At 46.4% G+C, this 11,987-nt stretch carries 12 protein-coding genes and 3 tRNA genes; 2 read left to right on the top strand and 13 right to left on the bottom strand.

Annotation, left to right across the window (positions count from 1 at the left end; all coding sequences use genetic code 11):
- Positions 1-18 precede the first annotated feature (18 nt).
- Positions 19-258, bottom strand: a complete 240-nt coding sequence (locus tag ACFTRD_RS32115) for a post-transcriptional regulator (protein WP_036617497.1) — start codon at positions 256-258, stop codon at positions 19-21.
- A gap of 225 nt (positions 259-483) precedes the next feature.
- On the opposite strand from ACFTRD_RS32115, the gene spoVB reads away from it, so the two are divergent.
- Positions 484-2,097: a stage V sporulation protein B gene (gene spoVB / locus ACFTRD_RS32110; protein ID WP_379387021.1), complete on the top strand. Its 1,614-nt coding sequence runs from the start codon at positions 484-486 to the stop codon at positions 2,095-2,097.
- Between the two features lie 2 nt (positions 2,098-2,099).
- Here the strand turns inward: spoVB and ACFTRD_RS32105 are convergent, their stop codons facing one another.
- Positions 2,100-2,804, bottom strand: a complete 705-nt coding sequence (locus ACFTRD_RS32105) for a DUF421 domain-containing protein (protein ID WP_379387051.1) — start codon at positions 2,802-2,804, stop codon at positions 2,100-2,102.
- 230 nt (positions 2,805-3,034) lie between these two features.
- Here ACFTRD_RS32105 and ACFTRD_RS32100 point away from each other — a divergent pair, with 230 nt between their 5' ends.
- On the top strand, positions 3,035-3,427 hold the full coding sequence (locus tag ACFTRD_RS32100) for a TIGR04086 family membrane protein (protein ID WP_379387019.1): 393 nt from the start codon (positions 3,035-3,037) through the stop codon (positions 3,425-3,427).
- 135 nt (positions 3,428-3,562) lie between these two features.
- Here ACFTRD_RS32100 and yajC read toward each other — a convergent pair whose 3' ends face one another.
- The 11 genes from yajC to ACFTRD_RS32045 all read right to left on the bottom strand — a co-directional run bounded on the left by yajC (position 3,563) and on the right by ACFTRD_RS32045 (position 11,978).
- Positions 3,563-3,874: a preprotein translocase subunit YajC gene (yajC, locus tag ACFTRD_RS32095; RefSeq protein ID WP_062325079.1), complete on the bottom strand. Its 312-nt coding sequence runs from the start codon at positions 3,872-3,874 to the stop codon at positions 3,563-3,565.
- A 65-nt stretch (positions 3,875-3,939) separates the two neighbouring features.
- Positions 3,940-5,076 carry a tRNA guanosine(34) transglycosylase Tgt gene (gene tgt, locus ACFTRD_RS32090; RefSeq protein ID WP_192270241.1) on the bottom strand — a complete coding sequence of 379 codons (1,137 nt, stop codon included), beginning with the start codon at positions 5,074-5,076 and terminating at the stop codon, positions 3,940-3,942.
- Positions 5,077-5,116: 40 nt separating this feature from the next.
- Entirely contained in the window at positions 5,117-6,145 is a 1,029-nt protein-coding gene (queA, locus tag ACFTRD_RS32085; RefSeq protein WP_379387016.1) for a tRNA preQ1(34) S-adenosylmethionine ribosyltransferase-isomerase QueA, read from the bottom strand.
- Between the two features lie 7 nt (positions 6,146-6,152).
- Positions 6,153-8,240: a SpoIID/LytB domain-containing protein gene (locus ACFTRD_RS32080; protein ID WP_379387014.1), complete on the bottom strand. Its 2,088-nt coding sequence runs from the start codon at positions 8,238-8,240 to the stop codon at positions 6,153-6,155.
- Positions 8,241-8,309: 69 nt separating this feature from the next.
- Positions 8,310-9,320, bottom strand: a complete 1,011-nt coding sequence (gene ruvB, locus ACFTRD_RS32075) for a Holliday junction branch migration DNA helicase RuvB (protein ID WP_379387012.1) — start codon at positions 9,318-9,320, stop codon at positions 8,310-8,312.
- A gap of 55 nt (positions 9,321-9,375) precedes the next feature.
- Complete coding sequence (gene ruvA / locus ACFTRD_RS32070) at positions 9,376-9,990, bottom strand: Holliday junction branch migration protein RuvA (protein WP_379387010.1); 615 nt, start codon at positions 9,988-9,990, stop codon at positions 9,376-9,378.
- Positions 9,987-10,490, bottom strand: coding sequence for a crossover junction endodeoxyribonuclease RuvC (gene ruvC, locus ACFTRD_RS32065; RefSeq protein ID WP_024633031.1), 504 nt, complete (start codon positions 10,488-10,490; stop codon positions 9,987-9,989). Before ruvC ends, ruvA begins: the two co-directional genes overlap by 4 nt.
- Positions 10,491-10,810: 320 nt before the next feature.
- Positions 10,811-11,503 carry a BofC C-terminal domain-containing protein gene (locus tag ACFTRD_RS32060; RefSeq protein WP_379387007.1) on the bottom strand — a complete coding sequence of 231 codons (693 nt, stop codon included), beginning with the start codon at positions 11,501-11,503 and terminating at the stop codon, positions 10,811-10,813.
- 223 nt (positions 11,504-11,726) lie between these two features.
- Positions 11,727-11,800: transfer RNA gene (locus tag ACFTRD_RS32055), tRNA-Pro, on the bottom strand.
- An 8-nt stretch (positions 11,801-11,808) separates the two neighbouring features.
- Positions 11,809-11,887, bottom strand: a tRNA-Leu gene (locus ACFTRD_RS32050).
- Between the two features lie 14 nt (positions 11,888-11,901).
- Positions 11,902-11,978, bottom strand: a tRNA-Arg gene (locus ACFTRD_RS32045).
- Between the last annotated feature and the right edge of the window lie 9 nt (positions 11,979-11,987).

Raw genomic sequence — 11,987 nt, 5'->3', positions numbered from 1 at the left:
CAAAAAAGATCCCTTTCGCTAGAAAGAGGACCCCCGGTATGCAGACACGGTCATAAAGTTCATAAAGCTTGTTGCTTTCAGTGACAAAATGTCGTTCACCAGCTGGTGAAGCGGTGGAATGCCCTGCTTTTCATATTTATGACTGACGCAATTCCAGACATCTTTGCTGGTGACATATTCGTAACCGACAAGCCTTAATTCCTCTGCCTTGCTGCGGCAGAGCATCTCTATAGACTGTTCCAACTCCACATCATTCATTTCTTCCAACGGGGAGCCTCCCTTCGTACATCCAAGCCTTTATGCGGCATCAATATTACATGATTCGACTTTACCCGATCATATTCCTTCTTGTTGATGATGGATCTTTTTGTTAATCGTGTCCAAGTTGTCATGAGAAGATAAAGGACTGGCATAGGATGAAGAACAACGGCTTTGTCCCGTTTATGAAAATCTGTACTTTTCAACCGGGAAAGAGGGGTATTCTTGAAGAAACAGACATTTATCCAGGGAGCCATGATCCTGCTCGCGGCAGGCATTATCAATCGGATTCTGGGCTTCATCCCACGCATTGCGCTGCCACGGGTCATCGGTGCAGAAGGTGTTGGCATTTACCAACTAAGCTACCCCTTTTTCATCGTGCTTGTCACATTAATTACAGGCGGTATCCCACTTGCTGTAGCCAAGCTCGTTGCCGAGGCGGATACAGGTGCCAACCGCTATTCACCCCAGCGAATTCTGCAAATCAGCTTGAGCTTTACACTAACTCTTGGTGTTGTGTTTATGTTTTTGTGTATCATCTTCGCTCCTTGGGTCACTCGTTATGTTCTGACAGATGAGAGAGTATATCATACGTTTGTCAGCATGAGTCCCATGATTGCCATCATCGCCGTATCTGCTGTCTACAGAGGTTATTTTCAGGGTAAACAGAACATGATGCCTACAGCCATTTCATCCATTGTTGAAACCATCATTCGTATAATCTGTGTGATCTGGTTTGCGTGGCTTCTTTTACCCCAGGGTATTGCGCAAGCTGCAGCAGGCGCCATGTTGGGAGCACTTGTCGGTGAATTCTTCGGCATGCTCGTATTATTGTGGAACTATGCTAGACAGAAAAAGGAATCAGGTCTTGATTCACCTCATTCCATTCGGACTTCTCGCATGGAATCCAAGTCGAAAGTGTTAAAGGAGTCAACCGGTTCAGAGCCTGGACTACTACGTCGCTTACTTGCCATTTCGGTTCCCGTTACTGCTGGGAGATTAGTCGGTTCCCTGTCTTATCTGGCTGAGACCATTGTTACCGCACAGAGTCTCGCTCTTGCGGGTATCTCCAAAGGACTCGCTACGGCTCAATATGGTGCGTTACAAGGCATGATAATTCCACTGCTGTTATTACCTGGTGCATTAACGTCCTCTTTAGCCACATCACTTGTGCCTTCATTGTCAGAGGCTTCTGCTCAAGGTGATCGTGCCCTGATTCATAAACGAATGCACCAGGCCTTGCGACTGGCACTTGTAACAGGTGCTCCATTTTCTGTATTTATGTATGTGCTTGCCGAACCGATGTGTCTCATGCTGTACAATGATGCATCGATTGGAAGCATGCTTAAGCTCATGGCTCCTTTTGCTTTGTTTATCTATATCCAGGCTCCACTTCAAGCGGCCCTTCAGGCGCTGGATCGTCCGGGGAAGGCACTGCTCAATACGTTTATTGGTGCGGTTATCAAAATTACGTTGATTTTAATGCTTGCATCCCGACCGGAGTATGGGATTTTTGGAGCGGTCATTGCCATTTGTGTGAACTCAACGATCGTTACTCTTCTACACGCAAGAAGTGTGCGCAGCCTGCTTCAGTTCCGTTTCAAAATCATGGATTGGGTCAAAACAGGGACGGGTATGGTCATCATGGGTGCCGCCACACTTGTTGTTTATGAACAGACTACAACTTTGCTTCCGTTCTGGCTCAGAATGATTCTCGCACCTTTTGTTGGTTTGATCGTTTATTTCATCGTTATGGGGTGGACTAAAATGATTGATTTTCACGATCTTTCCCGTGCTCCCATCATCGGTTCCTGGTTTAAGCGCCGTTCCCGTAAATAAATTTACTTTTCATCTTTCAAACTTACGTATATTTTGCCGTTATGGTCGATGGAGCATATAAATACATCCTTAAAATCAAGAATGCCCTTTCCCTGAATCTGATTTTTAAGCCAAAACCGTGTTTTCTGAATCAGCTCAAGGTTCTGGTCCTGCACTTTACCATCCATGATCAGGGGTAGGGGAAGCCCTTCATATTTAATATTTTGGAAACCATCGATCTTCTCTCTTCTTGCTTTTTGTATGCTATTTGTAGCCCCATCCTTACCAGAGGAACTGTTGCCATTGGAGGAGGGCTTACTTTTGGGAAATACGGTTAACTTGCCTGTCGTCTCCAAAATGGCGAATTCCACTTCACCAATGCTGTCGATATTCTGTTCACGGAGCTGAAGCAGAAGGTCATCCAGATTATATCGCTGCTTGCGCATCTCATCCCGATGCAATGTTCCCTTGGAAATCAAGACGGTTGGTTTCCCATCAATCATTAGCCGTAATTTACGGCTCTTGAGACTTAGAAAAGCCATGATAATCTGCACAAATAGTACTGTGAGCATAGGTACGATACCATGAAACAACGGCTTATTGGTATCTTCGATCACAAATGCAGCAATCTCTGCAAGCATAATGGAAACGACCAGATCAAACATGGACAGCTTCCCAATTTCCCGTTTGCCCATCAGTCTGATCGCTCCGTAAACGATAAAATACATGAGAATGGTTCGGAAAATATGTGCTCCGATATCTGATAAGTTCACAACAGGGTTCCTCCTTCCCAATATGAGTTTTTACACAGGTACCTGATGCGTAATCTATATTTTGGCCTGAAGCTCACATGCTCATGCAAATATAATCTGTTCATTTAATGGAAAATTCAGTTCATAAGTCCGAAGGCTTGACCATACACTGTATTAACTTCAAACTTGTACAAGGGGGTTGCTTCATGCAGTTGATTCGCCGAATGGTTTCATTTCGAATGTCTAACCCGACTCTTTCCGGCCTCTGTCATGCCTTTGTGTGGATGTTGCTGGGTGCACTGATTCTTTCCTTCTTTCTTTGGATGACTGGAATGCGGGAACAGGACCTTTCTCTGTATACGTACGTAGTTCATGGATTGTCCTTGCTGGTCGGCGGATTTATATCTGGCAAAAGATCAGGGGAGCGAGGCTGGTACTATGGAGGTATTACCGGAATCATCTATGGAGTTATCGTGTTGCTGATCGGATTTCTGGCACTCGATGCTTCATTCAATTGGAATGATAGTCTGCAGCTTGCAAGTGCATTCCTGATCTCTGCTCTCGGTGGCATATTTGGGGTCAATACACGCAGATCATAGAAGAAGTTCAGAGGTATGTTTAGTTCATAAAAATAAAAAAGAGAACCGGGCCTCCAAAAGAGATCCGGTTCTCTGAACAAGAAGAATACGCTGCAAACGTACTCATAGCCTTACAGGCTTTTGCACATCTATAATTTATTCAGCCGTTTCACGAGCAACTGCACTGCTAATCGCATTGCGATCAAATGTAAGTTTGGTTACATCGTTTACGCGCAATACAACCACATCATCCGTAATTTCAGCAATCGTTCCGTGAAGACCGCCGATTGTAACAATTTTATCGCCTTTTTTCAACTGGCCGAGCATGGCGTTGCGTTGTTTCTGCTTTTTGTTCTGTGGACGAATCATCAAGAAGTAAAAAATCGCAACCATAAGTACCAGAGGTACGATCAGAGACACAATTCCTCCGCCCGCATTGGCCGTTGTAGCTGTTAATCCTTGGAACATTCGAACTCCCCCTTATCGACTATACATACAAATAACCTTGTTACTTCGGTTCCGCAAAAACCTGATCAGAAACCTTTGTCATTGTCGTGAAGACCATATTGATCGAAAAATTCATCCCGGAAATCAAGCAGACGATCTTCCATTATGGCTTTGCGCACATTGCGCATCAAATTCTGCAAGAAATGAAGATTGTGGATGGTCGTCAAACGCAAGCCAAACGTTTCATCCGCCTTGATTAAATGACGCAGATAAGCTCTGGAATAGTTACGACAAGTGTAGCAATCACATTCAGGGTCCAGTGGCCCAAAATCGGTTGCAAACTTGGCATTACGAACTACCAGTCGTCCCTGGCTGGTCATCGTAGTTCCGTTACGGGCAATTCGGGTAGGCAGAACACAATCGAACATGTCCACTCCGCGAATCGATCCCTCAATCAATGCATCGGGTGAACCTACACCCATCAAATAGCGTGGTTTATTGGACGGCAACAAAGGAACCGTATAATCCAATACACCATACATCAAATGTTTTGGTTCTCCAACACTCAGTCCACCAATAGCATACCCCGGGAAATCCATGGAAGTCAAATCTGCTGCGCTCTGACGGCGCAGATCTTCATGCATGCCTCCCTGTACAATGGCAAACAGCCCTTGATCATTCGGACGAGCATGACTTTCCAGACAACGTTCTGCCCAGCGGCTTGTTCTTTCAAGTGATTTTTTCACATATTCGTACTCAGCCGGATAAGGCGGACACTCATCAAACGCCATCATGATATCGGAGCCCAGTGCATTCTGGATCTCCATTGCGACTTCAGGCGAAAGAAACTTTTTGTCCCCGTTAAGATGGGAGCGGAAGTTAACGCCTTCCTCCGTAATTTTGCGCATCTCACTAAGAGAGAACACCTGAAACCCACCGCTATCAGTCAGAATCGGGCGATCCCAATTCATGAATTTGTGCAATCCGCCAGCCTGACGAATAATTTCATGTCCCGGTCTCAGGAACAGATGATACGTATTGCTCAGAATGATCTGAGCATCCATCTCTTTCAGCTCTTCGGGACTCATCGTTTTCACCGTCGCCTGTGTTCCTACAGGCATGAAGGTTGGTGTCTCAATAATACCGTGAGGTGTATGTACACGTCCCAGACGGGCTCCGGATTGTTTGCAGGTTTTGATATGTTCATACGTAATTGCTGACATTGGTTATAATCATCCTCTAGAAATTAATCGTATTGCCTTATTAATAAATCAGCATAGCATCGCCAAAGCTAAAGAAACGGTATTGCTCCTTAATCGCTTCTTCATATGCCTGCATAATATGCTCTCTACCCGCCAGCGCACTGACCAGCATAACCAACGTTGATTTCGGGAGATGAAAATTCGTAAGCATTCCGTCGATCACTTTGAATGTATATCCCGGGTAAATAAAGATCTTGGTCCAGCCACTACTTTCTTGCAACTGTCCATTCTCAAACTTGCTACCTACCGTTTCCAGTGTCCGACAACTCGTTGTCCCTACCGCATATATACGGTTGCCACGTTTTTTCGTTTCATTAATCAGATCCGCCGTCTCTTGAGACAAGGAATAATACTCCTCATGCATGACATGCTCTTCCACAACATCAACCGACATCGGCCGGAAAGTTCCAAGTCCAACGTGGAGGGTAATGAAAGCTACATTAACGCCCTTGTCCCGAATTCGATCCAACAGTTCTTCTGTAAAATGTAGTCCTGCTGTTGGGGCAGCAGCCGATCCTTCGTGTTTCGCATAGACCGTTTGATACCTTTCCCGGTCATCCAGTGTCTCTTTGATATAAGGGGGCAAAGGCATTTCACCCAGACGGTCCAGAATCTCCTGAAAGATCCCATCATAGGAGAACGTAAGCATACGAGCGCCCATTTCGCCTTCTTCATCAATGACTGCCTTGAGCTCGTCGCCAAAAACGATGACCGAACCAGCTTTCAGCTTCTTGCCTGGTTTAACCAGCGCTTCCCAACGATCGCCTTCCACGTTTTTGAGCAAAAGAACTTCTGCCTTTGCTCCGGTATCCTCTTTGGTTCCGAACAACCTGGCTGGAAGAACACGAGTATCGTTTAACACCAGTGTATCCCCTGGCTGAAGGAATTCAATAATATCAGGAAACGTGTGATGTTTAACTTCACCACTTTCCTTATTTAAGGTCAGTAACCGGGACGCCGTGCGATCAAGCAATGGTGTCTGTGCAATGAGTTGCTCCGGTAATTCAAAATCATATAAGTTCACATTCATTTTAGTTTCATTCCTTAACAATAGTCGCATTTTGATAATAGTGTTTCAATATTGCCTGGTAATCATACCCTTCGTCTGCCATGCCTTTGGCTCCCCATTGGGACAAGCCCAATCCGTGACCGTTGCCCTGGCCGATGAACATGAAGGTTTGGCCCTGCGTTACAGCTCTCGCTTGACCCTCAGCACTCATCACCACAAGAGCATTACTGGATGAGGTTCCTGTGCCTGAGGCAGATAGCACAGCAGCACCCTGTGAGCCTGTTTTGCTTGCCGTTTTGCCGTCAGCGCCTAATACAGTATAACTTCCGGTCCCTGCAATATCAAATAAGGTGCTCGGTAATCCGCCTAAAGCGGAACGGTACGTATCTCCATATTTTACTGCCATGAGCTGCCCGTTGGCAGTGACTTCAAGAGCTCTTCCGGAAGGCCCACGCTTGGTCACTTCCAGCGTTGAGATGGAAGAGGGTACAGCTGTAGTCGTTTTACCCTGCAGGGATTTAACCAACTGGGCTGATGTGAATGGTCCTCTTACCCAAGCATAGTCATTGGATTGCGGCACTTTGGCCAGAACAACAGCTTCGTTGCCTGGGTTCAATTTCGCTACCGGTTCAACGTTGGATTGAATTAACGGAACGGGACGGACATTCGTATTTTGGGCAGTAACCGTAACTTTGGCTAGCCCGGCATCTGTTTTGGTTGTCAGTTCCTTTACATTATCTTCACGGATGTACCCGCTGACTCCAGAGCTCAGCAGTACATGATACCATGTATGTAAGCCTGCTTGAGCCGATGTGTCCCCATGGCTGTCCACATTACTGAACACACCCGCTCCTCCATTCCATACCTCGGACGGATGAGCCGTCTGTCCTCCTGCATTAGAAGAGAACACGGCTTCAACGATTTTACCTCCGCTCTTGATGACTTCTCCAGCAGTCGCATCAACCGCGCTGGTGACTTTGTCATTCTCTGAACCTATGCCGTTATAGGCCTGACTCAGCGTGGTATCCACGACATTAGCAATCTTAAAACGCTCCCCTTGTTGAAGTGCATATGAGCGTGCAGCGACAGCCTGTACTTTCAGAGCTTCTGCTGGCCAGGAGGAATACACCTCTGCACCGACGACTGAATACAGGTATTGCTCCAGTGAAACTACATTCACTAACGCAAGGTCTCCACCCACGATGCTAATTTCCATGTCTCCGCGATACGTTCGCTGGGAGCGTTCCAACACCTTGATTCCACTACCATCGCCCTGCACCAATGCCTTGGCTTCATTGCCTGCAATGGTGTAATGCGGAGCCGTCTTTAATGTGTCGGTACTTAAACCCGCATCCTGACGGATTATAAGTGCGGCACTATTACTATTTACAGGAGACAGGCTTACTCCTGGAACACTGGCTTCTACATTATTTTTCAGTGCGGATAAATCTGCATCACTTGTAGCTTCTCCGATCCATACCGTGTACCCCGGAGTACCACCACTCAGTTGCAGTACCGTATAGGAGGTAAAACCTGCTCCAGCTATGGAAGACTGCGCAGCCTCAGCCTCTTGAAGCGAACTGTATGTTCCTGTAGAGAGACGTTTGCTGCCCGTCACTGCGGGCTGTTGACCGCCCAGTTGAGTTGCTGCTACTTTCTGCACACGTGCTACAGCTTGTCTAGCTAACTCTTCTGTAGCATAATTCCCTGTGTACAGCTGATAAGTAGTTTTCCCACTCAGAGACGTTGTGAATAACAATGGCTTGTCGCTGGTTGCCTGCAACAATTTTGCAGCTGCTGCCGCCGTTTTGAAATCCCCTGTTTCCAACACTTTTACGCGGAACCCATCCGCAGTGAAACGAATTTGTCCTGCTGGAAGAGTTATACTTGCTCCGCTTTCCGAACCGATATTCCAAGTTCCACTCGACTCAAGCGTAATCAGTGGTGTAGTCGATTTATACGTACTCCCCAGGTTCGCAAACATGGCTACCCGGATCATCTGCCCGTTACCTTCAGCGGCATAAACGGGCACTTGTAGGCATCCTACTGTCAACAGAGCTGCGGCCAATACCTTCAAACGCCGACTCCACTTTTTAGTTTGCATTACGTTCCCCATGATCAGGCTCCTCTCCATATTGGTCCCAATTTTTATAAAAGATGAATCCGATGGATATAAAATCTTAAATTACTTCCCATCTCTCGGTGGAATGGGCAGACCTAAATGATGATAAGCCATATCCGTTACGATCCTGCCCCTTGGTGTACGTTGAAGCATCCCAATCTGCAGCAAATAAGGCTCGTAGACATCCTCAATGGTCTGACTCTCCTCACCAATTGTAGCGGCTATCGTATCCAACCCCACTGGGCCTCCCCGGAAACTGTTGATCATTGATTTGAGCATCTTGTGATCAATCTCGTCGAGACCCCGAGGATCGATCTGAAGTCGTTGCAGCGCTTCTTCCGCCAGTGCCTGTGTGATGATGCCATCACCCCGTACCTGAGCAAAGTCACGCACTCTTTTCAGAAGTCGATTAGCGATCCTTGGCGTCCCACGGGAGCGCAATGCAATCTCTTCGGCTGCATTACCTACAATCTCCACCCCTAAAATCTCTGAGGCTCGTGAGACGATGTAGGCCAGCTCATCCACCGTGTAAAATTCCAGACGACTAATCACGCCAAACCGGTCTCTAAGAGGCGCAGACAGCAAGCCTGCACGCGTTGTAGCGCCAATCAATGTAAATGATGGCAGATCAAGACGTACGGAGCGGGCACTTGGACCTTTACCAATCATGATATCCAACGCAAAGTCCTCCATGGCCGGGTACATCACTTCTTCTACCGTACGATGAAGACGATGGATCTCGTCAATAAACAGGACGTCCCCTTCTTGCAGGTTTGTGAGCAACGCTGCCAGGTCACCTGGGCGTTCAATTGCAGGTCCCGATGTCGTCCGCAGGTTAACGCCCAATTCGTTGGCTATAATATTGGCAAGTGTTGTTTTTCCCAGTCCGGGTGGACCATATAACAACACATGATCGAGTGCCTCATTACGCATTTTGGCGGCCTCAATGTATATTTTCAAATTTTCCTTGACCTGGTTCTGCCCAATATATTCATTCAGATACCGGGGACGAAGGCTCAGCTCAACCGCCTGGTCCTCCATCATCAGGTTCGCGGAAATAATCCGGTCATCCATATTCATCCCTACCTTTTTTGTGCGGGTTACTGCTTAATTCGATATGCAAAATGTATTATCCCGTAAACAGCATTTGCAGTGCCCGTTTCATCAACACATCAACAGAATCGGCCGAGGTAACATCCTTCTTCAATTTGAGCCATACTTTATCCAATTCACTGTCCGTATACCCCAGCGCCTTGAGGCCTTCACGTGCTTCGTCCCAGGCAGAGCCGCTTCCTGCTTCTTCTGAAGGAGGGGCGAACAAACCTGTTGCATATGTTGCAGCCCCGAATCCATCCAGTTTGTCCTTGAGATCCAGGATCATACGCTGTGCTGTTTTCTTGCCAATTCCCGGCAGCTTGGTTAAGAACGTCAGATTCTCTTGATAAATAGCAGTCACGACATGGTCCGGCGTACCGCCAGCAAGTATACCCAGAGCAACTTTGGGTCCAATACCTGATACCTCGATCAGCTTGCGAAATAACTTCTGTTCTTCTCGTGTGGCAAAACCAAACAGCAACATCGCATCTTCACGTACATGATGATGAGTGTAAACCATAATTTCGCCTTCTTGCTTCGCAAATGCATATGGATTCGGACAGAACACACGATAACCTACACCATGAACATCAAGTACAATATATTCATTCTCCAGATGTGAAAACTGTCCTCTTAAAAAATCAATCATTTTCGCAATACCTCATTCAACTTGGAATTTAATGTATACGAGTGTGCATGGCACACGGCTACAGCCAAAGCATCCGCTACGTCATCCGGCTTCGGAATAGCCTGCAAACGCAGAAACATTTTGACCATTTCCTGGACTTGCCGCTTCTCAGCTTTGCCGTATCCAACGATCGCCTGTTTAATCTGCATCGGCGTATACTCTGCAATAGGCAGTCCCTTCTGAGCAGCAGCCAGTACCATGACCCCTCTTGCCTGGCTGACAGACATAGCTGTTGTTACGTTACGGTTAAAAAAAAGTTTTTCCAGCGCTACCGCGTCCGGTTTGTATTTATCGATCAGCTGTACCATGCCCTCATATACATGAAGCAGTCTTTCCTCTTCGGGGGTATGTGCTTCCGTCTGAATACAGCCATATTGTACAGGGGTCACCTTACTGCCGATTTTATCCACAAAACCAAAACCAACAATCGCAATCCCCGGGTCAATTCCCAAAAAACGCAAAACCATCTCTCCCTTACAAAAGCGAACATATGTATCGTTCATTTCATTATAACAAAAGATAGACCCTGCGGCAGGAAAAACTTTGTCCGGATCATTTACTCGCCTTTATTTGTGATTAAACTCCAATTTCTATCTTCAATTTTCAGACATTTCGGTCAAACAACGACAAAAAGGACATCTTTCGATGTCCTTCTTGTTTTCATCTTCGTATGTCTTCTTCATCGGGTACACAACGTATTACTATGCTGCACCCGGCTTCTTCCCATCTCATGATGCAGAAGAATTGAATGAATAAGTGCAGGTTGTCAGCCTTTTCTTATTTATCCGCCATTGCGTACTTCTTTACCAGCCTCATCCACTGCATAATCACTAAACGTGGATATCACGCTGTCATATTCATCCTTATCCTGAATACGGATACCCTGCTGCAACTGCTCCAACACACCCTCAGGCAGTGAAGTCTCCAACGAGCCTACATCCATCTGAAAAAAAGTACGAATAACTTTCTCTTCTCCAGGTCGGCCTTCGTAAAGATTGAGATTACCCACTGCATCTATACTGATATATGCCTGCTCTTTACATAACGGAGAAAGATCATCAACATGTTGCTTAACGTGCATTACTTCTGATGATTTAACCTCCGCTTCCCATTCGGGATGTTGAATGAGTAATATTTTCAACTGGGGGACAGCCAACTTGCCCAATTGTTCCGTCTCCACTCCGCAGATGTATTGTGTCTCCAAAACAACGCTTGTTAAATGGTCTGGATCAGGTCCAAGTTGCTCAACCAAGGTCTGAATTTCTTCTTCAGACCTTGGTTCCATGGTTGGAGGTCCCATTACGGATACAGCCTCGCTGAAATTGGTTGTTAGTAAACGCTCGATTGCAGAAGAAATCGGCAAACCACTGTAGGCCAGTATGGCTACGGCAATCAAAGCTGCTGTCATCCACAAGGTTCGTTTCCACCGGCGCCAGCGTCTCTTGATATGTTTTTTGAAGTTAAACGTGTTCACATGAACCCCTTCTATCACTTTTTAAACCTATTGTGACCGAAAGCTCTGGGCTTTATGCAGATATACCTTTATGAGACAGCATTCCCTTACGTTTTGACTACAATCGCGATAGAGGCTGTACTACATGTGTTATTACTCTTCATAGTTCCCATGAATTGCAAAGTAGAACTAAAAATAAACACAAAAACGGATTATCTATTATAGATAATCCGTTTTTGTGAGATCGGGATGACACGATTTGAACATGCGACCCCCTGGTCCCAAACCAGGTGCTCTACCAAGCTGAGCTACATCCCGTTATTTTATACCGGCGAGAGGACTCGAACCTCCACGGTTTCCCACTCGATTTTGAGTCGAGCGCGTCTGCCATTCCGCCACGCCGGCAAGTAAAGTTATAATGGCGCGCCCTGAGAGATTCGAACTCCCGGCCTTTTGATTCGTAGTCAAACGCTCTATCCAGCTGAGCTAAGGGCGCAAAATATTG

The sequence above is a fragment of the Paenibacillus sp. NPDC056933 genome, from assembly GCF_042674385.1.
GTDB lineage: Bacteria > Bacillota > Bacilli > Paenibacillales > Paenibacillaceae > Paenibacillus.
The sequence above is the reverse complement of the archived record's forward strand: the minus strand, read 5'-3'. Positions and strand labels throughout refer to the sequence as shown.